At 75.2% G+C, this 22,703-nt stretch carries 18 protein-coding genes and 2 riboswitches; of the genes, 5 read left to right on the top strand and 13 right to left on the bottom strand.

All coding sequences use genetic code 11. The features are described 5' to 3' along the window. The 6 genes from ABZY91_RS35990 to folP all read right to left on the bottom strand — a co-directional run. On the bottom strand, positions 1–432 hold a 432-nt coding region (locus ABZY91_RS35990; RefSeq protein WP_355407700.1), incomplete at its 3' end, for an enoyl-CoA hydratase-related protein. Further along, entirely contained in the window at positions 429–1,316 is an 888-nt protein-coding gene (gene mmsB, locus ABZY91_RS35985) for a 3-hydroxyisobutyrate dehydrogenase (RefSeq protein WP_355407698.1), read from the bottom strand. The genes ABZY91_RS35990 and mmsB, both read right to left, overlap by 4 nt. After that, positions 1,313–2,461: an enoyl-CoA hydratase/isomerase family protein gene (locus ABZY91_RS35980; RefSeq protein WP_355407696.1), complete on the bottom strand. Its 1,149-nt coding sequence runs from the start codon at positions 2,459–2,461 to the stop codon at positions 1,313–1,315. Before ABZY91_RS35980 ends, mmsB begins: the two co-directional genes overlap by 4 nt. Beyond that, entirely contained in the window at positions 2,461–3,603 is a 1,143-nt protein-coding gene (locus ABZY91_RS35975; RefSeq protein WP_355407694.1) for an acyl-CoA dehydrogenase family protein, read from the bottom strand. Before ABZY91_RS35975 ends, ABZY91_RS35980 begins: the two co-directional genes overlap by 1 nt. A gap of 8 nt (positions 3,604–3,611) precedes the next feature. After that, positions 3,612–5,111: a CoA-acylating methylmalonate-semialdehyde dehydrogenase gene (locus tag ABZY91_RS35970; protein ID WP_355407692.1), complete on the bottom strand. Its 1,500-nt coding sequence runs from the start codon at positions 5,109–5,111 to the stop codon at positions 3,612–3,614. A 208-nt stretch (positions 5,112–5,319) separates the two neighbouring features. Continuing rightward, positions 5,320–5,510: riboswitch (cobalamin riboswitch) on the bottom strand. A 294-nt stretch (positions 5,511–5,804) separates the two neighbouring features. Continuing rightward, a complete protein-coding gene (gene folP, locus ABZY91_RS35965) occupies positions 5,805–6,641 on the bottom strand; it encodes a dihydropteroate synthase (RefSeq protein ID WP_355407690.1) in 837 nt (278 codons plus the stop codon). 237 nt (positions 6,642–6,878) lie between these two features. On the opposite strand from folP, the gene metF reads away from it, so the two are divergent. After that, positions 6,879–7,796 carry a methylenetetrahydrofolate reductase [NAD(P)H] gene (gene metF / locus ABZY91_RS35960; RefSeq protein ID WP_355407688.1) on the top strand — a complete coding sequence of 306 codons (918 nt, stop codon included), beginning with the start codon at positions 6,879–6,881 and terminating at the stop codon, positions 7,794–7,796. 63 nt (positions 7,797–7,859) lie between these two features. On the opposite strand, the gene metE is transcribed toward metF, so the two are convergent. The 4 genes from metE to ABZY91_RS35940 all read right to left on the bottom strand — a co-directional run bounded on the left by metE (position 7,860) and on the right by ABZY91_RS35940 (position 14,931). Next, positions 7,860–10,175, bottom strand: coding sequence for a 5-methyltetrahydropteroyltriglutamate--homocysteine S-methyltransferase (gene metE / locus ABZY91_RS35955; protein WP_355407686.1), 2,316 nt, complete (start codon positions 10,173–10,175; stop codon positions 7,860–7,862). 160 nt (positions 10,176–10,335) lie between these two features. Then, positions 10,336–10,556, bottom strand: a riboswitch (cobalamin riboswitch). A 168-nt stretch (positions 10,557–10,724) separates the two neighbouring features. Then, positions 10,725–11,516, bottom strand: coding sequence for an adenosylcobinamide amidohydrolase (locus ABZY91_RS35950; RefSeq protein ID WP_355407684.1), 792 nt, complete (start codon positions 11,514–11,516; stop codon positions 10,725–10,727). Positions 11,517–11,782: 266 nt separating this feature from the next. Further along, the gene (locus tag ABZY91_RS35945; RefSeq protein WP_355407682.1) at positions 11,783–13,906 is read right to left on the bottom strand and encodes a glycerophosphodiester phosphodiesterase family protein; all 2,124 of its coding nucleotides are present in this window, start codon (positions 13,904–13,906) and stop codon (positions 11,783–11,785) included. Positions 13,907–14,157: 251 nt separating this feature from the next. Further along, positions 14,158–14,931: an SDR family oxidoreductase gene (locus ABZY91_RS35940; protein WP_355407680.1), complete on the bottom strand. Its 774-nt coding sequence runs from the start codon at positions 14,929–14,931 to the stop codon at positions 14,158–14,160. Between the two features lie 115 nt (positions 14,932–15,046). Here ABZY91_RS35940 and ABZY91_RS35935 point away from each other — a divergent pair, with 115 nt between their 5' ends. Next, entirely contained in the window at positions 15,047–15,886 is an 840-nt protein-coding gene (locus ABZY91_RS35935; RefSeq protein WP_355407678.1) for a helix-turn-helix transcriptional regulator, read from the top strand. Positions 15,887–15,938: 52 nt separating this feature from the next. Here the strand turns inward: ABZY91_RS35935 and fabV are convergent, their stop codons facing one another. After that, a complete protein-coding gene (gene fabV, locus ABZY91_RS35930) occupies positions 15,939–17,144 on the bottom strand; it encodes an enoyl-[acyl-carrier-protein] reductase FabV (protein WP_355407676.1) in 1,206 nt (401 codons plus the stop codon). A 380-nt stretch (positions 17,145–17,524) separates the two neighbouring features. Between fabV and ABZY91_RS35925 the strand changes: the two genes are divergently transcribed. From ABZY91_RS35925 to ABZY91_RS35915, 3 genes are all read left to right on the top strand, one after another. Next, on the top strand, positions 17,525–18,154 hold the full coding sequence (locus ABZY91_RS35925; protein WP_355407674.1) for a TetR family transcriptional regulator: 630 nt from the start codon (positions 17,525–17,527) through the stop codon (positions 18,152–18,154). A gap of 243 nt (positions 18,155–18,397) precedes the next feature. Next, a complete protein-coding gene (locus ABZY91_RS35920; protein WP_355407672.1) occupies positions 18,398–20,146 on the top strand; it encodes an SDR family oxidoreductase in 1,749 nt (582 codons plus the stop codon). Between the two features lie 178 nt (positions 20,147–20,324). After that, positions 20,325–20,678: a VOC family protein gene (locus tag ABZY91_RS35915; protein WP_355407670.1), complete on the top strand. Its 354-nt coding sequence runs from the start codon at positions 20,325–20,327 to the stop codon at positions 20,676–20,678. 103 nt (positions 20,679–20,781) lie between these two features. On the opposite strand, the gene ABZY91_RS35910 is transcribed toward ABZY91_RS35915, so the two are convergent. Beyond that, positions 20,782–21,390 (bottom strand): class I SAM-dependent methyltransferase, encoded by a 609-nt coding sequence (locus ABZY91_RS35910; protein WP_329948017.1) that lies wholly within the window; start codon positions 21,388–21,390, stop codon positions 20,782–20,784. Between the two features lie 217 nt (positions 21,391–21,607). Then, entirely contained in the window at positions 21,608–21,847 is a 240-nt protein-coding gene (locus ABZY91_RS35905) for a hypothetical protein (RefSeq protein WP_329879231.1), read from the bottom strand. Positions 21,848–22,703 lie beyond the last annotated feature (856 nt).

Here is a 22,703-nt window from a genome sequence, read left to right as displayed (position 1 = left end):
CGAACCGCCGATCCCGGGGATCACCCCCAGCTTGATCTCCGGCTGGCCGAACTTCGCGGTGTCCGCCGCGAGCAGGATGTCGCAGAGCATCGCCAACTCGCAGCCCCCGCCCAGCGCGTAGCCCGCGACCGCCGCGACGATCGGCTTGCGGATCCTGCCCAGGTCGTCCCAGGCGGCGAACCAGTCGCCGAGGTAGGCCCCGACGAAGTCGAGGGACTGCATCTCCTTGATGTCGGCGCCGGCCGCGAACGCCTTCTCGGAGCCGGTGATCACCAGGCAGCCGATCCCCGGGTCCCGGTCGAAGTCCCTCGCCGCGGCGACGACCTCGTTCATGAGCTGCGTGTTGAGCGCGTTGAGCGCCTTCGGCCGGTCGAGCGTGATCAGCCCGACCCGGCCCTTGCGCTCCGCCAGAATCGTCTCGTACGCGGTCACTGCGCGCTCCCCCCCAGGGTGGTGATGATCGCCGAGAAGTCCAGTCCGGCACCCTCGTCGGCGGCGAATTTCGCGTACAACTCGGCTGCCTTCAGGCCGAGTTCGGTGGGCAGACCGGCGGCCCGCGCCGCGCCGGCGGCCAGCCCGAGGTCCTTGGCCATCAAGGCCGCCGCGAACCCCGCGCGGTAGTCGCGGTTCGCCGGACTGGACGGCACCGGGCCGGGGACGGGGCAGTTGGCGGTCAGCGCCCAGCACTGCCCGGAGGCGGTGGAGGCGACGTCGAACAGCGCCTGGTGGCTCAGGCCGAGACTCTCGCCGAGGACGAAGGCCTCGCCGACGGCGATCATCGAGATGCCGAGGATCATGTTGTTGCAGATCTTCGCGGCCTGCCCGGCGCCCGACGGCCCGCAGTGCACGACCTTGCCGCCCATCGCGTCCAGCACCGGCCGGACCGCGTCGAAGTCCGCCTCCGCCGCTCCCACCATGAAGGTGAGGGTCCCGGCGGTCGCGCCCGGCACTCCTCCGGACACCGGCGCGTCGACCGCCCGGCCGCCGGCCCGCACGGCGAGGTCGTGCGCGGCCCGGGCGTCCGCGACGTCGATGGTGGAGCTGTCGACGAAGAGCGTGCCCGGACGGGCGGCGGGCAGCAACTCCTCGTAGGCGGCCAGGACGTGGCGTCCGGCCGGCAGCATGGTGATCACCACGTCCGCGCCGCCGGCGGCGTCGGCCGCGGACTCCGCCGGCCGGACGCCGGCCGCCTCCGCCTGCCGCAGGGCCTCCGGCACGAGGTCGTAGCCGACGACCCGGTGCCCTGCCCTGGCCAGGTTGGCGGCCATCGGGCCGCCCATGTTGCCGAGTCCGACGAATCCGATGTCGTGGGTCACCAGCGCTCCAGGGGTTTCGTGGTGGCGAGGCCGAGTTCCCGCTCGCCGAGCTGGGCGAAGTAGCGTGCCACGGCGGCGGGGGCGACGGCGTCCAGCGTGGCCGGGCTCCAGCGCGGCGTGCGGTCCTTGTCGATCACCTGGGCACGGATGCCCTCGGCGAGGTCGGGTGTGTCGAGGGCGGCGCAGGAGGTGCGGTACTCCTGGTCGAGGACGGCCTCCAGCGGGCCGAGGGACCGGGCGCGGCGCAGCGCGGCGAGGGTCGCCTTCACCGCGGTGGGCGAGTTGGCGGTGATCCGCTCGGCGGCCTTCCCGGCCTCGGGCTCCCCGCTGTCGCGGAGCCGGCCGAGGATCTCCTCGACGGTGCCCGCCGCGTAGCAGCTGTCGATCCACTCGCGCTGCCGCTCCAGCGGGGCGGGCGGTGCGGGGGCGACGTGCCGGACGAGCGCCTCGTGCACGGGAAGTTCGGCGAGGTCGTCGAGGAGCGCGGGCAGCCGCTCGGTGGGGACGAAGTGGTCGGCCAGGCCGCAGAGCAGGGCGTCGCCTGCGCCCGCCGAGCCCGCGGTGAGGGCGAGGTGGGTGCCCAGCTCGCCGGGGGCCAGCGAGAGCAGGTAGGTGCCGCCGACGTCCGGCACGAAGCCGATGCCGGCCTCCGGCATCGCGACCCGGGTCGTCCCGGTGACGATCCGGACGCTGCCGTGGGCGGACACGCCGACTCCGCCGCCCATCACGATGCCGCTCATGACGGCGACGTACGGCTTCGGGAAGCGGGCGATCCTGGCGTTGAGCCGGTACTCGTCGCGCCAGAACTCCTCGACGGCCGCCGGGTCACCGCCGGTGGCGGCGCGGTGGATGGCGACGATGTCGCCCCCGGCGCAGAAGGCGCGGTCGCCGGCGCCGGTGATGACGACGGTCTCGACCCGGTCGTCGCGCTCCCACGTGTCCAGTGCGGCGTCGATCCGCCGCACCATGGCGTGGGTGAGGGCGTTCAGCGCGGCGGGCCGGTTGAGGACGATCAGGCCGGACCGGCCCTCCCGCTGGACGAGGACCTCGTCGACGGTGCGCCCGGACACGGTGCTGCCGGCCGCGGCGTGCCCGGCTGTGGCGTTACCCGCTGTGGCGTTACCCGCTGCGGTGTTGCCGGCCATCAGGCGGCTCCCGTCAGTCCGCGGGCGACGATGACGCGCATGATCTCGTTGGTCCCTTCCAGGATCTGGTGCACCCGCAGGTCGCGGACGATCTTCTCGATGCCGTACTCGGCGAGGTAGCCGTAGCCGCCGTGCAGTTGGAGTGCGGCGTTGGCGACCTCGAAGCCGGTGTCGGTGGCGTACCGCTTGGCCATCGCGCACAGCTCCGGCGCCCGGGGGTCCCCCCGGTCCAGCGCCGCGGCGGCCCGCCAGAGCAGCGACCTGGCCGCCTCCAGCTCCGTCGCCATGTCGGCCAGCCGGAACTGCAGGGCCTGGGCGTGCAGCAGCCGGGCGCCGAACGCCTCCCGGTCCGAGAGGTAGCGGGTGGCCCGCTCCAACGCGTTCTGCGCGCCGCCGAGCGAGCACGCCGCGATGCCGATCCGGCCCCCGTTCAGCCCGTTCATGGCGATCCGGAAGCCCTCGCCCTCGGCCCCGAGGAGCCGGTCGGCGGGCAGCCGGACGCCGTCCAGGAGCACCTGCCGGGTCGGCTGGGCGTTCCAGCCCATCTTCCGCTCGTTCGGACCGAACGAGACGCCGGGGTCGTCCCGTTCGACGAGGAACGCGGAGATCCCGCCGGCGCCCGGGGCGCCGGTGCGGGCCATCACGACGTAGACCTGCGAGGTTCCGGCGCCGGAGACGAACTGCTTGACGCCGTCGAGGACGTAGTGGTCGCCGTCGCGCCGGGCCCGGGTGGTCAGCGCGGCGGCGTCCGAGCCCGCGCCCGGCTCGGTGAGGCAGTAGCTGGCCAGGGCCTCCGTCGAGCAGAGTCCCGGCAGCAGTCGGGCGCGCTGGCCCGGGCTGCCGTAGCGGTCGATCATCCACGCGACCATGTTGTGGATGGACAGGTACCCGGCGATCGACGGGCAGCCGGTCGCCAGCGCCTCGAAGACGAGCACGCCGTCCTGGCGGCCCAGCCCGGAGCCGCCCGACTCCTCCCGCACGTACACGCCGCCGAGGCCGAGGCCCGCGGCCTTGCGCAGCACGTCGACGGGGAAGTGCTTGGCCTGGTCCCACGCCACGGCGTGCGGGGCGAGGTGCTCGCGGGCGAAGTCGCCGGTGGCCTCGACGATCGCGAGCTGGTCGTCGGTCAGATGCGTGTGCACGGCGCGCCTCAGCCCATCGTCGGGATGGTGAAGCTCGCGCCCTCCTTGACCCCGGAGGGCCAGCGCGAGGTCACGGTCTTGGTGCGGGTGTAGAAGCGGATCGAGTCCGGGCCGTGCTGGTTGAGGTCACCGAAGCCGGACCGCTTCCAGCCGCCGAAGGTGTGGTAGGCGACCGGCACCGGGATCGGCACGTTGACGCCGATCATGCCCGTGTTGACGCGGCGGGTGAAGTCGCGGGCGGTGTCGCCGTCCCGGGTGAAGATCGACACCCCGTTGCCGAACTCGTGCTCGCTCGGCAGGCGCAGCGCCTCGGCGTAGTCCGCCGCGCGGACCACGCACAGGACCGGGCCGAAGATCTCCTCGCGGTAGATCCGCATCGCGGGGGTGACGCGGTCGAAGAGGGTGGCGCCCAGGAAGTAGCCGCCCTCGTACCCCGGCACGGTCAGGTCGCGGCCGTCGACGACCAGTTCGGCGCCCTCCCGGACACCGAGGTCGAGGAAGCCGCGGACCCGGTCCAGCGCGTCGCGGCCGACGAGCGGCCCGAAGTCGGCCTCGGGGTCGTCGGAGGCGCCGACCCTGAGTGCGGCGATCCGCTCGGTGAGCTTGGCGACGAGGGCGTCCGCGGTCTCCTCGCCCACCGACACGGCGACCGAGACGGCCATGCAGCGCTCGCCGGCGGAGCCGTAGCCGGCGCCGATCAGGGCGTCCGCGGCCTGGTCGAGGTCGGCGTCCGGCATCACGATCATGTGGTTCTTGGCGCCGCCGAAGCACTGGGCGCGCTTCCCGTGGGCGGCGGCCGTCGCGTACACGTACTGGGCGATCGGGGTGGAACCCACGAACCCGAGCGCCTGGACCCGGGGGTCCTCCAGCAGCGTGTCCACGGCCTCCTTGCCCCCGTTGACGACGTTCAGGACGCCCGGCGGCAGGCCCGCCTCCAGGAACAGCTCGGCCAGCCGCAGCGGCACCGACGGGTCCCGCTCGGAGGGCTTGAGGATGAAGGCGTTGCCGCAGGCCAGGGCGGGCGCCGCCTTCCACAGCGGGATCATCGCCGGGAAGTTGAACGGGGTGATGCCGGCGACCACTCCGAGCGGCTGGCGCATCGAGTACACGTCGATGCCGGTGCCGGCGCTGTCGGTGAACTCGCCCTTCAGCAGGTGCGGGATGCCCGCCGCGAACTCCACCACCTCCAGCCCGCGCTGGAGGTCACCGTGGGCGTCGGCGACGGTCTTGCCGTGCTCGGCCGAGAGCAGGCGGGCCAGCGGCTCGCGTTCGGCCTCGACGAGCTGGAGGAAGCGCAGCAGCACGCGGGCGCGGCGCTGGGGGTTCCAGGCGGCCCACTCGGACTGGGCGCGCTCGGCGTCGGCGATCGCCGCCTCGGTCTCCGCGCGGCCCGCGAGCGGGACCCGGGCCTGGACCGTGCCGGTGTTCGGGTCGTAGACGTCGCCGAAGTCCCCGGAGGTCCCGGGGACGTGCTTGCCGCCGATGAAGTGGGTGAGTTCACGGACCATCACAGACCTGCTCTCGTCAGGGTGTCGGGAAGATCCGAGGGAAGGGCGCACGACGGACGCCCGCGCCGCGCTCGGGTGAGCGCACGCGTCGGGCCGTCGCCGGGCGCGGCGAGCCGTCAGGGAGACGGGTGTGCCGCAGCCGTCGCAGGATCACCAGGGTCGGGAAGGGCGCGGACCGGTGCCATGCGTGTTTGCTCCATCCTCGTGGACAACACGGAACACCCGCAGTCGGTATCCTGACTCCCGGATCAGCGCGCGTCGCCCGGCCTTCCCGGCTGGCTGCCAGTGGCTGGTACTGCGGCGACGCACTCCCCGGTCACAGTGGCGGGACCGTGCCGGATTCACACCGGCTTCCCTGCACTGCGGGCCTTGTCCACGACCATATAGTTGGACGTCCTAGTAAGTCCAGGGCATCCCTCGCCGCCGCCGTCCGTTCCGCGACCTCCTCCGGCGCGGCGACGTGGTTGTGGTCCGCGTGGAAGAAGTCCCTCACCTCGTCGTGCGGTTGGGCCGGTCGCAGCACCGGACCGGCGCCGGAGTCGCCGAGCTCCGCAACCCTCGTGACGGCCTCGCGGCAGCTGCCGTGCAGGGCGATCCTTCCGCCCGGCGGGGCGTGCCACGGGAGCAGCTCTCTCCGCCGCGGAGCCTCCGCTGAAGGCATCCGCAGGCGGGCAGGGATTCGGCGCCCGGCACCTACCCGCCGCGCCGCGGCGAGGCCCCGGCCGGCTGCGCGCCCCGGCGGCGCAGGGCCGCCTCCACCCGGACGGCGTCCGCCGTGGCCTGCACCTCGTGCACCCGCACCGCCCACGCGCCCTGGGCGGCGGCCAGCACGCCGACGGCCGCCGTGGCGGCGTCGCGCTCCCGCGCGGGGCGGGGCGCTCCGGTGCCGGGATCCGCCAGCAGCTCCCCCAGGAACCGCTTCCGCGAGGCCGCCACCAGGAGCGGGCGGCCCAGCACGCCCCAGGCGTCCAGCGCCGCGAGCAGCGCCCAGTCGTCCTCCCGGCGCTTCGCGAACCCGAGCCCCGGATCCACGATCACACGGGACGGGTCGACGCCGGCCGCCACCACCGCGTCGAGCTGTCGCCCCACCTCACCGATCACCTCGGCGACCACGTCGTCGTAGTGGGCCAGTTCGTCCATCCGCCCGGACTGGCCGCGCCAGTGCATCACCACGAACGGCACACCCGTCCGGGCGACCACCGACGCCATCGCGGGGTCGGCCCGCCCTCCGCTGACGTCGTTGACGAGCCGGGCCCCGGCGTCCACCGCCGCCTCGGCCACGGAGGCCCGCATGGTGTCCACGCTCACCAGCACACCGGCGGCGGAGAGGGCGCGGATCACCGGCAGGACCCGCCGCAGTTCCTCCTCCTCCGGCACCCGCTCGGCGCCGGGCCGGGTCGACTCGCCGCCGACGTCGACCAGGTCCGCCCCGTGCGCGGCCAGCATCAGGCCCCGGTCGACCGCCCGGCCCGGGTCCGACCAGCGCCCCCCGTCCGAGAACGAGTCCGGTGTCACGTTCACGATTCCCATCACCGCACACCGGTCCCATTCGGGTATTCCCGGAAGCCCGTGCGAACGTCTCTCCATGCGCCTATGGTGCCTTTCTGCGAGGCCGCGCCGGACTTGTTCCCGACGGGCCGGGAATCCGCGGGGAACCGTCGGTGGAAAACACCGGAACAGGCCCCTCCGGACGTATGCGTGAGAAATCTCGTATCACAGGGTGGACGGACGCGTGTGCGATCCCACCGCTCTGGATAGCCTCCTCCCATGACACTCGGAATCCCTTCCAGACGAACCGATCACGCGGCATCCGTCCGCGAACTCCTGGCGACCGGGCGGCGTTCCTTCTCCTTCGAGTTCATGCCACCGCGCAGCGCCGCGGCGGAGGCCGGCCTGTGGAACGCGATCCGCAGGCTGGAGGCTCTGGCACCCACCTTCGTGTCGGTGACGTACGGTGCCGGCGGGTCCACCCGGGAGCGCACGGTGAACGTCACCGGGCGGATCGCGCAGGAGACCACCCTGACGCCGACGGCCCACCTGACGGCCGTCGACCACAGCGTCGCGGAGCTGCGGAACATCCTCGGGCACTACGCCGACCAGGGGGTCCGCAACATCCTGGCCCTGCGGGGCGATCCGCCCGGCGACCCGCTCGGCCCCTGGGTCCGCCACCCCGCAGGCGTGGCGTACGCCGCCGACCTGGTGCGGCTGATCAAGGAGTCCGGCGACTTCTGCGTGGGTGTCGCGGCCTTCCCGGAGATGCACCCCCGCTCCCCGGACTGGGATTCCGAGATCCGTTTCTTCATCGAGAAATGCCGAGCCGGCGCCGACTACGCGATCACCCAGATGTTCTTCGACGTGGAGAATTACCTGAGATTCCGGGACCGCCTCCTGAAGGCCGGATGCTCCGTTCCGATCATTCCGGAGATCATGCCGGTGACCACCATCCGGTCACTCGAACGCATTCCCACCCTCAGCACCGCGGCCATTCCGGCGCATCTCGCCGAGCGGATGCTCGGCGAGCGGCACGATCCCGCCGCGGTGCGCGCCGTCGGAATCGAGTACGCCACCGAAATGTGCCGCAGTCTCCTGGCCGAGGGCGCCCCCGGCCTGCATTTCATGACCATGAACTTCTCCACGGTCACGACGGAGATCTACCAGAACCTCGGCCTGCCCGAATCCGGCTGAGGGACACCGCCGGGGGCGGGCGCGGCCGGAGTGCCGCGCCCGCCCCGGGCCTCCCCGCCCGGCTCAGCCGGCCAGGTCGTCCCGCAGGCGACGGGCGGCGGTGACGAGGCTCTCCAGCGAGGCCCGGGTCTCGGTCCAACCGCGGGTCTTCAGTCCGCAGTCGGGGTTGACCCAGAGCCGCTCGGCCGGAATCGCCGCGAGCCCGGCACGCAGCAGTTCCACCGCCTCGTCGGCGCTCGGCACACGCGGGGAGTGGATGTCCCACACGCCCGGCCCGACCTCGCGCGGGTAGCCGGCCGCGGCCAGCTCACCGGCGACCTCCATGTGCGAACGGGCCGCCTCCAGCGAGATCACGTCGGCGTCCAGCTCGTCGATGGCCGTCATGATCGCGCCGAACTCGGCGTAGCACATGTGGGTGTGGATCTGGGTGTCGACCCGCACGCCCGAGGTCGCGAGGCGGAAGGCGACCGTGGCCCAGTCCAGGTAGGCCGGGCGGTCGGCGGAGCGCAGCGGGAGCGTCTCGCGCAGCGCCGGTTCGTCGACCTGCACGACGACCGCGCCGGCGGCCTCCAGGTCGGTGACCTCGTCGCGCAGGGCGAGGGCGACCTGGAAGGCCGTGTCGGCGAGCGGCTGGTCGTCCCGGACGAAGGACCAGGCGAGCATGGTGACCGGCCCGGTGAGCATGCCCTTCACCGGACGGTCCGTCAGGTCCTGCGCGTAGCGGAACCAGTCGACGGTCATCGGGTGCGGGCGCGAGATGTCACCGGCCAGCACCGGCGGGCGGACGTACCGGGTGCCGTAGGACTGCACCCAGCCGTGCCGGGTGGCGAGGTAGCCGGTGAGCTGCTCGGCGAAGTACTGGACCATGTCGTTGCGCTCGGGCTCGCCGTGCACCAGGACGTCCAGGCCGGCCTTCTCCTGGAAGGCGATCACCTCCCGCACCTCGGTCCGGATGCGCTCCCGGTACGCGGCCGGGTCGATCCGCCCGGCGGTGAGGTCGGCCCGGGCCACCCGCAGTTCGGAGGTCTGCGGGAACGACCCGATCGTGGTGGTCGGCAGCAGCGGCAGGCCGAGGCGGGTGCGCTGGGCCTCGGCGCGCTCCGGGTAGGCCTGGGCCCGGCGGGCGTCCGCCTCGGTGACGGCCGCGGTGCGGGCCCGCACGGCGGGGTCACGGGTGATCGGGGAGTTGGCGCGGGACGCCAGGTCGGCGCGGTTGGCGGCGAGTTCGGCGGTGATCGCGCCGGTGCCCTCGCGCAGGCCGCGGGCGAGCAGGGCGACCTCGTTGGCCTTCTGCCGCGCGAAGGCGAGCCACCGGGCGATCTGCGGGTCGAGGTCGCGCTCGGCGGCGGAGTCCAGCGGGACGTGCAGCAGCGAGCACGACGCGGCCACGTCGACGGTGCCGGCCAGCCCGAGCAGGGTGGCCAGGGTGGAGAGCGACCTCTCCAGGTCGTTGATCCAGATGTTTCGGCCGTCCACCACACCGGCGACCAGCCGCTTGCCGGGCAGGCCGCCCGCGGCGGCCAGGTCGCCCAGGTTGGCGGCGGCCGGGCCGGTGAAGTCCAGGGCGAGGCCGTCGATCGGGGCCCTGGCCAGCACGGGCAGGGCGGCGCCCAGGCGGTCGAAGTAGCTCGCGACCAGCAGCTTGGGCCGGTCGGTGAGAGCACCGAGGTCGCGGTAGGCGCGCGCGGTGGCGTTCAGTTCCGCGGGGGTGCGGTCCTGGACGAGCGCCGGCTCGTCCAGCTGGACCCAGGCGGCGCCGGCCTCGTGCAGGTCGGCGAGGAGGGCGGCGTAGACGGGCAGCAGCCGGTCGAGCAGGGTGAGCGGCTGGAAGTCCTCGGGGACGCCCGGGGCGGGCTTGGCGAGGAGCAGGTACGTGACCGGGCCGACCAGCACCGGACGGGCACTGTGGCCGAGGTCCAGGGCCTCGCGCAACTCCGCGACCGCCTTGGCGGAGTTCGCGGTGAAGACGGTGTCGGGGCCGAGTTCGGGCACCAGGTAGTGGTAGTTGGTGTCGAACCACTTGGTCATCTCCAGCGGCGCGACGTCCTGGGTGCCGCGCGCCATGGCGAAGTAGCCGTCCAGCGGGTCGGCCTCGACCGCCGCCCGGTGACGCGGCGGGATCGCGCCGACGGCGACCGTGGTGTCCAGCACGTGGTCGTAGAGCGAGAAGTCGCCGGTGGGCACCTCCTGGACGCCCGCCCCGGCGAGCCTGCTCCAGTTCTCCAGACGCAGGTCGGCGGCGGTGGCCAGCAGGGCGTCGGCGCTCACGGCGCCCTTCCAGTACCCCTCGATCGCCTTCTTGAGCTCACGGCCGCCGCCCTGGCGGGGGTATCCGTACACGGTGGCCAGGGTTGCCGCGGCTGCGGACTTCGCTGTCAAGGGACTCTCCTTCGCGAGCCTGTCTGTGGCCCCGGTGACGGGACGGAGGCGCGAAGGGGTGACGAACCGGGCGGGACCGCGTGCGCACGAGAAGCGCCGGATCCGCCTGGTATGTACGCCGACCCGCCCACGAGGTCACCGGGATGTCCGCGCGCGAACGGGTCGCGTGCGGGCAACGGGCAGGTCTTCGGACTCGTGGACACGCCCGCCCGAAAGGGCGGACACCTACTGGCCGTCGCTTCCCAGACCCGACCGGGCCCAGTGCGTATGACGGCGGTCGTTCCCACTCACCGCTGCGGGGCAGTCCCGGATTCCCACCGGGTTCCCTCTTACGACGCGCCTGCCTGGTGGGCAGGGCGAACCAGCTGCCCGCCCAGCTTAGGGCGAATCCGGTACCGGGAGAACACAAGGACACCAGGACGTCCACATCCTGAGACGCCGCCAGGGCCCCGGACGGGCGGCGGAGGGCCGGACGGCACAGGACAGGACAGGACCGGCCGGTGCGGGTGCCGGCCCGCCGTCCCGGAACCCCGCGCCCCGGCCGTGCCGCTACTCGTCGGAGAGCACGAAGGTCCGACCGCACCCGGGCGTGGACCGCAGGTGACCGGGCACGGGTCCCCGGACGCGGCCGGCCCGGTCGCGCTCGGCGCCCAGCACGACGGCCGCGTGGACGGCGCGGGCGGCGCGGGATCCCCAGCGGGACCGGGGGCCGCCGAACGGCTCCGCCTCCCGGCCGGGACCGGTCCGCCGCACCGCCACGCAGACCGCGTCCGACGGCGTCCCCGAGCAGTCGTACCCGGCTTCGAGCAGCGCCTGGACCTTGGCCTCCGTCACGGTGGCCACGAGGTTGACGGCGGCCGCGTCCGAGAGGGCCACCGGAACGACGACCACGATGTTGATCGTGCCGGGAACGAGCGCGTCGCCGGGCGCGTCGCCGTCGGCGGGCGCCGACGCCCAGGTCGGCACGCCGATTCCGGTCGTCACCACCGCGGTGACGCCGTGGTCGCGGGCCCAGGTGAAGGCGTCCACCCGGGCGGCGGTCATCAGCCCGACGCCCGGACCCCGCAGCCCCAGGTCCTCCGCCAGCTGGGCCAGGTGCCGGTCCGGGTCCGTCCTGCCGTACCCGGCCCGGACCTGGGCGTTGACCAGCCACTCCCGCTCGCCCAGGCCGCCGCCCAGCACGGCGCTGCTGAGCATCCGCCAGCCGGGTCCGGCCCGCCACACCAGGAGATGGCGGCACTCACCGTCCTCCGGGCGGCCGGACCGCTCGATCACCACGGGGTCGCCGAAGACCCCGTCGTCCACTCCGGGAGGGCCCGCCTGCTGCTGCGGGATTGCCATGAACGATCCACCTTCGGGCACGTGGGTGAGCGGCCGACCGGCCAGGCGATCAATCCTAGGCACAGGGCGACGCCGCACGGATCGACGGAGCCCCCGGCGGACGCCGGACCCCGTGCCGGGCGAGCGGGCACGGGGTCCGGCGGTCGGTGCGCCGGTGCCGGTCGGTTCGGCCGGGGTGCGCCGGTTCCGGTCGGTTCGGCCGGGGTGCGCCGGTTCCGGTCGTGCGGCCGACGCGGTCGGTTCGGCCGGGGTGCGCCGGGGTGCGGTCAGCCGTTGGCGGGGGGCGTACCGCCGAGGGCGAGGGCGTCGGCGGCGATCAGCCGGGCCCGGTCGGCGGGGACGGTCCGGCCGGACTGGTTCTCGGCCCACCGGGCGAGCGGCCCGTACTGGCCCTGGCCGAGCATCACGGTCAGGGTGGCGACGGCGTTGCGGTCCGCCCCCGAGGTGAGGACCAGCGAGGCCAGACCGGTCGGCGTGGCCGCGACGGTGAACTCGGCCGTCGTCTCGGCCCGCCCGCCGGGGCCGGTCGCCTCCGCCCGCAGGGTGTGCCGGCCGAGCGCGAGCGCCGTGGTGTCGAGCGCGGTGCCCGGCGTGAGCTCGGCACCGTCCAGGGTCAGCCGAACGGAGTCGGCGCCGCGTGCCTGCACCGCGGTGACCGGCTGCTGGGCACGGTCCAGGGTGGCCCCGGCCGCCGGGGAGGTGATCGCCACGGTGGGTGCGGCGGGCGGCGCGACGGCGCCGGCCTGCTGCCAGGCGGAGTTCCAGCCGGCGAGCTCCGCCGGACGGTTGGTGATGATGCCGTCGACGCCGGCGGCCTCCAGCGCCTTCCACCGGGCGGCCGCGTCGACCGTCCAGACGTTGACCGCGACGCCGGCCGCGTGCAGGTCCTTCACCACGCCGAGCCGGGCGGAGACGGCGCCGTCCGAGGGGTTGTAGGCGGCCAGGCCGAGCTCCCTGGAGATCGCCACCGGGTCGGCGTCGAGGGTGCTGCGCAGCAGGCCGAGCGGCAACTCCGGTGCCAGCTCGCGGGTGTGCCGCAGGGCGTCCACCTCGAAGCTCTGGACGAGGACGCGGCCCGCCATCCCGTGGTCGCGCACCTCCTTGACGATCCGGGCGACCTCGTCGCGGCTGTGCCGGCCCTTGATCTCCAGCAGCAGGTTGCCGCCACGGGTGCGCAGATCCTCCAACTGCGCCGCGAGCGTGGGCACCCGGGCACCCGCGTAGGCCGGGCCGAACCGGGAACCGGCGTCCAGCGCGTCCAGTTGGGCGGAGGTCAGGTCGCGGATCCGCCCCTGGCCGTCGGTGGTGCGGTCCACCGTGTCGTCGTGGAGGATGTACGGCACGCCGTCCTTGCTGGGCTGGACGTCGTTCTCGATCCACTCGGCGCCACCGCGCCGGGCGACCTCGTCCGAGACCAGGGTGTTCTCCGGTGCCGCGGAGGAGGCGCCACGGTGGGCGAAGACGGTGAGCGGGGAGCCCGCCGGCCGGAGCAGGCCGCCCGGGGCGAGCGCGGTCACCCTGAGGTCGTCGAACGACACCTTCGCGCCGTTGACGACGAGCGCCTGGCCGCCGTCGGCGCTGCGGGCGACCTGGGTGGTGCGGGCGGCCTCCCGGCCGTCGAAGATCCAGCGGGCGGTGGTGCCGTGCACCTCGACGGCGATCCGCACGTCGCGGCCGGTGCCGGCGGCGACCGGGGCGGCGGCGGTGTCGGTGACGAGCCAGCTGTTGGCGGTGGTCCGCCGGGCGAACTCCAGGCCGTTGGCGGCGGTGGTGCCGGTCCGCACGGTGGCGATCGACCACGGGGTGGCGCCGCTCGCCGGGACGTCCAGGCCGAGCGCCGCCCAGCGGGCGTTGTCCACGACGGACTCGAAGCGGGCGGTCGCCTCGATGCGGAAGTCGTCGAGGTGGCGGCCGAAGGTGATCCGGCTCTGCTGGCCGGAGTTGGCGGAGGTGCCGACCAGCCGGCCGTTCGCCACCTTCCAGTCGCCCTCCACGGCGGTCCAGCCGGCGGGGAGGGAGGTGCCGGAGAAGCTCTCGGTCACCACGACGTCACCGGGGGCGGGGGCCGCGGCGGCAGCGGCGAGGCCGGGGGACCCGGCGGGGTCGTCGGGGGACCCGGGGCCGGACGCGGCGGGGCCGGAGGTGGCGGCGGGCGGCTCGGCGGAGGCGGCGTTCGGGGCGCTCAGCGCGACGGTGCCCAGGCCCAGCGCGGACGCGACGAGGGCGGCGAGCACGGCGGTGTGCCGGCCCGCGCTCGACCGGAGGTCGCGCCGGTCGTCGGCCGAGGTGCCGGGGCGGTTGCCCGGGCGGCCGCCGGGGCGGTTGCCGGGACGGACGGCGGGTGACGCGGCGGACGGGCTGCCGGAGCTGACGTGGTGACTCTGTGTCATGCCCGGCACGCTAGGGGACGCTCCCCGAACCGGAAGCCACTTCCCCGGGAACCGTTCGTGACCATTGCGAAACTCCACGCCGCACGGCCGTACCTCACCGAACCCGCCGACCGGACCGGCGCGTTGTCCTCGCCGAGTCCTCGGACCCGCCCCGGCGGTAGCGGGTCCGCCCCGGCGGTAGCGGGTCCGCGGCGTGCTCCCGACGGCGGGGGCGAGCGCGGCGACGCGCCGTCGGGCACCGTCCGCACGCCTCAGACGAAGGACCGGGTCGCCGTGATGCCGCCGTCGACGGGGAGCGTCACCCCGGTCACGTACGAGGACCGGTCGCTGAGCAGCCAGGCCGCGGCCTGGGCGACCTCGGTGGCGCTCGCCGGGCGGCCGAGCGGGGTGAAGCGGGCGACGGCCTCGCCGAAGGCCGGCCCGGCGGTGAACAGCGGTTCGGCGGACGGCGTCCGGACCACCCCGGGCGCGATCGCGTTGGTCCGGACGCCGTGCCGGGCGTAGTCGGTGGTGGCCGCCTTCACCAGACCGGCGAGCCCGTGCTTGGCCGCCTGCTGGGTGCCGTCCCCGAACCCGCCCACCAGGCCGCCGACCCCGCTGCACAGCACGATCGAGCCGCCCCGGCCGCCCGCGAGCATCGCCCGGAGCTGGGCCCGCAGGCAGAGCCACGTGCCGCGGAGGTTGACGGCGTGGACGGCGTCCCAGTCCTCCTCGGTCCGCTCGGCGAGCGGGGCGGGCATCGGGCCCGAGCCCGCGTTGTCGAAGGCGGCGTCGAGCCGGCCGAAGGAGTCCAGCGCGACCTGTACCGGCCGCTCGGCCCCTTCGGCCGTGGAGATGTCCGCGGCGACGGCCACCGCGTCGGCGCCGCGCGCCCGCAGCCGGGCCGCCAGCGCCTCGACCTCGGGGCCGGTGCGGGCGGCCAGGACGAGCAACGCGCCCTCCGCCGCGAACAGTTCGGCGGCTGCCGCGCCGATGCCCCGGCCCGCGCCGGTGATGATCGTGACCTTCCGGTCGAGAAGTCCCATGCCGGGAGCATCCCTCGACGGGACGGGCGGCGGCAGCGGCCGGATCGTCCTGGGCCCGGGAGCCCGGGTCTGCCGGGTCCTGGATACGGCTGCCGGGCTGTGGCAGCGTGGGACCATGCCCGACACTCCGTTCAGCGCGTTCCTGCGGGCCCGCCGCCAGGGCCTGGATCCCTCCGACGCCGGGCTGCCGGTCGGACCGCGCCGCCGCACGCCGGGCCTGCGCCGGGAGGAGGTCGCCGTCCGGGCGGGCATCTCGACGGACTACTACGCCAGGCTGGAGCAGGGCCGCCAGCGGCTGCCGACCGGCCCGGTGCTGGACGGCATCGCCGCGGCCCTGCTGCTCACCGAACCCGAACGGGACCACCTGCACCGGCTGGCCCACCGACGGTCCGCGCCGGCGACCGCCGCCGTGAACGGCCCGGCGACCGTCGACGCGACCGCCCGGAGCCTGCTCGCCGCCCTCGACCGCTCGCCCGCCTTCGTCACCGGGCCCCGGTTCGACCTGCTCGCCTGGAATCCCTGCGCCGCCGCGCTGATGGCCGATCCGGCCTCCCGGCCCGCCCTCGAACGCAACCTCCTCTGGCAGGTGTTCTGCTGCCCGCACGGCGCCGCCCAGCGGGCCAACCACGCCCCCACCGGCTCCATCGGCGCGGACCTGGTCGCCGGGCTGCGCGCCCAGCACGCGGACCGCCCGGACGACCGCGAGCTGACGGCCCTGGTCACCCGGCTCTCCGCCCGCAGTCCGCAGTTCGCCGCCCTGTGGGCCCGCCACCGGGCCGCCCCGCCCCGCCAGGGCCGCCTCGCGCTGCGCCACCCCGCACTGGACACCGGCGTGCTCGACTACACCGCCCTCGCCCTCCCCGCGAGCGGCCACCACCTCTTCGTCTACCTCCCGCCCGCCGGCCGCCGCACCCCGGACCTCTTCCGCCGCCTGCACCCGGCGGCCTCCCGCTAGCACCCGTGCCCGGGCGCCGGGCGGGCGCCGACCGGGCGTCAGAGGCCGGACGTCAGACGCCGGACGACGGGGAGGCGGGCCACGGGACGGCGGTCTCGGCCTCGGCCTCGTAGTCGACGCCGGGAACGTCCCAGCCGTAGAGCCGGCCGACCTGCTCGCGGAACCAGCCGGTGTCCGCACGGGTGTCCATGGTCTCGGCGTCGATCCGGTCCCACATGGCGCGGACGGCGGTCTGCACCCGGGGGTTCATCTCCCAGTCGTCCAGCCGGATGCGGTCCTGGTCGTCCAGGTCGGGTTCGGCGTCGCCGGAGAGGCGGCTCCACAGCTCCGCGGCCTGGTCGACGGTGGTCTGCCAGCCGTCCCCGGTGACGCGGTGGAGGATGCTGGTGTAGAGCGCGATGCTCGGGATCGCGGTGGAGGCCTGGGTGACGGCCGCGCCGGCGACGACGGTGTAGGCGTGACCCGCGCCGTCGAGACGGGTGTTGAGGGTGCGGGCGGTGTCCTCCAGGTGCTGCTTGGCGGCGCCGATGGTCCCGGCCCGGTAGACGGGGGCCGTGATGTCCGACCCGACGTACGAGAGGGCGACGGTCCGGAAGCCGTCGGCCAGCAGGCCCCTGGACTGCAGGGCGTCGACCCACAGCTGCCAGTCGGCGCCGCCCATGACCTGCACGGTCGCGTCGCGCTCGGCCTCGTCGGCGATCTGGAGGTGCAGCTCGCCGATCCGCGGGGTGCCGTCCTCGAACACGAGCGTCTTGGCCCGGTAGTCGCTGCCGAGCGGCTTGATGACGGAGTGGTGGACCTCGCCGGTCACCGGGTCGGTGCGACGCGGGGCCGCGACGCTGTAGATGAGCAGGTCGACCTTGCCGAAGCGGGCGGCGATCCGGTCGGCGGCCTCCTCCTTGACCCCGTCGGAGAACGCGTCGCCGTTGAGGAAGGTGAAGTCGGCGCCGGCCTCGGCCGCGAGTTCGGCCGTCCGGGCGGTGCGGTACCAGCCCGCGCCGGCGGTGCGGCGCTCGGTCGCGGGGGCCTCGAAGGCAATGCCGAGTCCGCGCATCCGGTGGGCGCGCAGGCCGACCAGGGTCGCGGCCAGCCCGTACCCCGCGCTGGAGCCGATGACGAGGGCGACCGGGCCGGGACGGTCGTCGGCAGGCTCCGGAATCTGCTGCCACAGGTGGTCGACCACCGTGCTGCAGCCGGTCGGGTGGCTGTTGACGTAGAGGTACCCGCGGTTGCCGGGCTTGATCGTGCGGAGGGTCACTCGTGGGGTCCTTCGGGTGCGGGGACGCGGTCGCCGCGGCAGGAACACCTGCGCGCACGGCGGACGTCGGCGACGGTTTCCGGCTGGCCGGTGGCCGGCGTCGTCGGGACGACGACGCCGAACGTGCCCTCCGGGGCGGTGACCGGGCGGGGCCGCCCGTTCCCCCGGGGCTCGCTCCGGTCGGGCCCTGCTCACATCCTGGGCGAGCCCGGCCCGGCCCGTGATGGTGATCTTCACCAGAAGTGCCCGCGGATTCTTGTCGGTGTGCCATCCGTTCGCCCCGCCGCCCTCCCCCGTCCTCGACCGGGCCGGAGCCACCGCAACCGGCACCGCCGGATGGCCCCGTCGACAAAATATGCAGACCGGTCTATTGTTTCCGCATGGGAGTCAAAGGCGAGGAGACCCGCGCCCGGCTGATCGCCGGCACGCGCGGCCTGATCGAGGCACAGGGCTACTTCGGCACCGGCCTCAACCAGATCGTGACGGAGAGCGGCGCACCGCGCGGATCGCTCTACTTCCACTTCCCGGAGGGCAAGGACCAGCTGGTGACCGCCGCCCTGATCCAGGCCGGCCAGGAGGTCGAGGAGCTGCTCGCCTCCCTCGCCCGCGAGGGCTCCGACGCGGCGACCGTCGTCGCCGGGCTGGCGCGGGCCTTCGCCGACCGTCTCGCCCGGTCCGAGTACACCAAGGGCTGCCCGATCGCCACCGTCGGACTGGAGATCGCCGGCAGCAACGAGGCGCTCCGCCAGGTCTGCGTCGAGGTGTACGCGAGCTGGCAGCGCGTCCTGACCGAGCGTCTGACCGCCGAGGGGTTCGACCCCACCGAGGCGGACGTCGCCGCAGGCCAGGCGCTCGCACTGCTGGAGGGCGCGGTCCTGCTGGCCCGCGTCCGCCGCTCCCCCGAACCGCTGACCGCCGCGACGCACGCCGTCCGCCACCTGCTCGACGTGAAGGCCGCGCAGGCCACGCGGGCCACCCGCGAAAGCCCGGCCTCGCAGCGGACCGGCTGAGCACGGGTGGGCGCCGGCCTCGGCGCCCACCCGCCCCCGGCGGCAGATCCCCACCGCGCACCGGACACACCCCCGGGCACGGTTCGCCCTCCACCACCACAGACCGGCCCGTGACCGCGAGCCCCGTCCAGGGCTCCCGCCTCCCGGCACCTTCGCACTCGCGCCGCATCCGTGCCCAAAAATTATGCAGACCGGTCTACAGAATCAGGTCGACCGGACCGGACCACCGAAGAGGAGAGCACCATGACCACCACGCCCCGCCCGCAGCCCCGGCAGCCGGACGCCTCCCCGGCCGACCGGCCACCGCCGCACACCCTGGTCCTGGGCGCCACCGGCTTCCTCGGCCGCTGGCTGCTCCTCGAACTCCTGGGCCGGGGAGAGCCGGTGGCCGCCGGCGTCCGCACCGGCCCCGGCTCACCGCGTGACCGCGAACTCCGCGCCTGGCTGCGGGCGCACGGCGCCGACGACGGCGCCCTCACCACCGTCACCGCCGACCTCACCCGCCCCGGACTCGGGCTGTCGCCCGCCGACGACGCCCGGCTCGCCGCCGTCCGTGACGTCCACAACCTCGCCGCCCTCTACCGCTTCGGCCTCGACCGTGCCGAGGCGCACGCCGCCAACGTGGAGGGCGCACTCACCGCACTCCACTGGGCGGCGGGCCGGCCGCAGCTCCGGCGCCTGGTCCACCTCTCCGGGTACCGGGTCGGCCGCGACAGCGCGCCCCGCCACCCCCTCCCGCCCGCCGAGACCGACACCCTCTACGCCCGGCTCGGGGCGTACGAGGCGTCCAAGCACCTCGGCGACGCCGCCGTCCGCGTCACGGCCGCCGAGCTCGGCGTTCCGCTCACCACGGTGAACCCCAGCAGCGTGATCGGACACTCGGAGACCGGCGAGGCCGGGCAGTACCTGGGCCTGGCGGACCTGGTCCGCCAGCTCTGGTCCGGCCGCCTCCCCCTGCTGCCCGGGACGGCCCGGACCTTCCTCCCGGTGGTCGCGATCGACCACCTGGCCCGATTCCTCGCCGTCGTCCCGGAGTTCGACGACGGACCGGCCCACTCCCACACCGTCCTCGACCCCGCCACCCCACCGCTTCCCGAACTGATCGCCCTGATCGCCCGGCACCTGGACGTCCCGGCGCCCCGCGGGCTCGTCCCGGTCGGCCTGGTACGGCGGCTGCCCCGCGCCCTCACCGGCGCCGACCCGGAGACCCTGTCCTTCCTCGTCGAGGACGGCTACGACACCGCCTCCGCCGACCGGCTCGCCCGGGCTGCCGGACTCCACCACCCCCCGGTGGAAGACCTGTTGCGCCGCTGGGCCGACCGCCTGGTCGCCGACGGCTTCGGGGCCGCACCCACCGGCCACGGACCCGGCGGCCCGGCGGGCGGGTTCGCGGACGTCGCCGGCGGACGCACCTACCTCGACGGCGACCGCCGGACACCGCGCTACGTCCTGCTCCCCGGGCCGGGCGCGGACACCGCCGCCTGGACGGGCGCCACCAGCCGGCTCGACGCCCCCGCACTCACCGCCGACCTCCCCGGGCTCGGCCGCTCCGCCCCCACGGCCGCCCCCGACGCCGACTGGCTCGCGGCCCTGCTCGACCCGGTCCGCTCACGCCCCGTGCTGGTGACCCACGCCGCCGTCGCCGCACCGGCGTTGCGCTACGCCGCCGCCCACCCCGACCGCGTCGGCGGCCTGCTCGTGGTGACCGCCGACGCCACCGGCCCCGACCGCCCCGGCGGTACCGACCGGTCCGGCGGCGCCACTCCTGCCGCCGCACCCGCGTTCCACCGTCCCGGCGCCGCCCGCCGCGCGGCCCGACGCCTCCGCGAGGCCCGACGGCGCTCCCGCCGGGCGGAGTTGAGCGGGCTGATCGACGCCTGCCCCGTCCCCGTCCGGCTCGTCGCACCCGGGGCGCCGACGCCCCGGACGACGGCCCCGCACACCGGCGGTGACCCTTCGGACCTCACCAGGGCGGCCGCGGCCTGGTCGTAGCGCCGCCCCGCCCCGCCCGGCCCCGCCGGCCCGCACTCGCCGCCGCCCCGCCCCCGCCCGGTCGCCCGGATCGCCCCGGCGGTCGGCCGGACCGCCCGACCACACCTGCCTACGCGTACGGGGTGCGCGCCGCGCGCGGTGCCGGTCCGGCCGGTCGCCGTCCTGGCAGGATGGCGGCATGGAACACGTACGGGGAATTGGCGGATACTTCCTGCGGGCCGCGGACCCGGCGGCCCTCAACGCCTGGTACCGCGACCACCTGGGCCTGGACGCCGACGCGCACGGCCTGTGGCATCAGGAAACCGGGCCGACCGTGTTCGCGACGTTCGAGTCCGGGACCGACTACTTCGGGTCCCGCGGCCAGCGGACCATGCTCAACTTCCGTGTCCGCGACCTGGACGCGATGCTCGCGCAGTTGCGCGCCGGAGGGGCGGACGTGGCCGAGGAGACCCAGGACATGGAGGGTGTCGGTCGATTCGGCTGGGTCACCGATCCCGAGGGCAACCGGGTCGAGCTGTGGCAGCCCGCCTGAGGACCCGTGCCCGGGCCCCGGGCCGTCGCGCCGTCGCGCGGTCCCGCCGTCCCGCCGTCCCGCCGTCGTCCCTTCGCCACGGCCAGGACCGCGCCGCGCGAGGTCAGGCCGGGCCGTTCCGGAAGGCGAGTACCGTCCACCGGACGTCCGTCCGGCCGTGCAGGTCGGCGCGTCCGGTGCGCAGGAGCAGGTCCAGGCCCCGGGTGCGGGCGAGTTCGACCGTTTCGTCGGCGGACACGTCGAACATCCGCCTCCCCGGCGGGACCGGGCCGTGCCGCAGGGTGAGGAAGAGGCGACCGGCCGGGGCGAGCAGTCCGGCGAGGGCCTCCATCGCCGGGGGTCGTTCCTCGGCCGACAGATGCATCCACACGGCGGTCAGCAGCACCGCGTCGAACCGGTCCTCCCCCGCGCCGAGCCGGGGGAGTCCGGGCAGCGCGTCGTCGACCCAGTGCACGCCGCTCCCGGCGTGCAGCCGTCGTCCGATCCGGCGCAGCTCCGTCGTCGGTTCGGCGGCGACCACCCGGTGTCCGAGCGCCGCCAGCGCGGCGGCGTCCCGTCCGGTGCCGGCGCCGACGTCGAGGACGGTGCCGGGTGACGCCGGGAGGAGGTGGAGGACTTCACGGTGGACTTCGGTGAAGGTCACGGCCTCGTACTGGAGGGCGAGTTGATCCGCCGCCTCGCCGTACCCGGCCGTACTCGTCGGTCCGCCCATCCGCCGCTTCCTCCCGTGAACCCGCTCGCCCGGAGCCGCTCCGCGCCTCCGGGGGCGTGCGGCGGGCCGACCCGCCGACCGGCGGTCCCTCGGCGGACGACGTGTCAACGGGCTCCGCTCCGGGGGGCGTCGTACCGGCGGACCGCGTCGGCGGAGCGTCCGAAGTCCGCGGTCAACGGGCGGCGTCAACTGTACAGGGCAGCGGCCACTCCCCCGGTCAGGCCTCACCGGGGTGCCAGGCGGGCCATTCCCAGGGGCGGTCGCTCCACCGGACGCGGACGGCGTCGTGGGGGTCGAGGTCCGGGAAGAGCTGACGGATCCGTGGTTCGAACTCCTCCGGGGCCAGGGGTTCCCAGCCGTGGCCCTCGAAGCGGACCAGCCGGTAGCGGCTGTCGGTGCGGAAGTCGGCGATCTCGACCAGGGGCTTCGTCGCGCCGGACGTACTGATGGTTTCCATGCCCCCCAGCATGTGGCTGACCTGGGGTGACCGCACCCGGGGCACGGCAGGCAGCGTACGCCCCGGAGGACCCCGCGCGCCGCGACAACCCTCGTCCGGGTCATGTCCCCTCGTCGGCGCACTCGTTGGGTACGGCGAGCGGGTGGTCGGCGCCGTACGGGCTCGGTCCCGTACGGCCCGGCGCCGGCGGGGGTCACCGCTCGTCGACGGGCAGGCGAGGCTGCGACGGCAGGAGGACGAGGACATGGGCGGACAACCGGCAGGCGGCGGACGTCCCGCGGGTGGCGGGCAGTGGCAGTGGCCGGAGCAGAGGTGGCAGCCTCCACCGGTGCCGGCCCCGCCATCCGCCGTGCCCCCACCGCCCGCGGCGGCCCCGGCGGGAACGGGTGCGACCGGTGGGGCGGGTGCGACCGGTGGGGTCACGCCGGACCGGCGGCCCCGCTGGGCCTGGGTGGCGGGCGCCGCGGGGATCGCCGCCGGGTTGGCGGCCGTCCTGACGATGTGCGGGCCCGGGTCAGGTGACGAGTCGTCCGGGGTGGTGGCGTTCCCGGCGTCGCCGACGCCGACGCCCTCCGCCTCGGTCCCGCCGGTGCCGGATCTGCTGCCGGTCCCGGCGCCCTCGCCACTGCCCGCCCCGACCGCGGCCGAGAACAGACCGCCGACGGCCGCCCAGGGTCCCGGGCTCGCCGGGAACGGCGCCTCCCCGGCCGCTCCGGGGGCGGGGAGCGACCGTGCCGCGACGACCCGTCCGAAGCCGGGTGGGAGCCGGACCCCGCGCCCGGTACCCACCCGCCCCGCCGGAGCTCCGGGCGCGGGCGCCACGTCGGCGGAGACGCCGGCGGCCGGGCCTGCCCCG

This window comes from Kitasatospora sp. NPDC002965 (assembly GCF_040611255.1).
Lineage (GTDB): Bacteria > Actinomycetota > Actinomycetes > Streptomycetales > Streptomycetaceae > Kitasatospora.
This window is presented reverse-complemented; position numbering and strand designations above follow the sequence as displayed.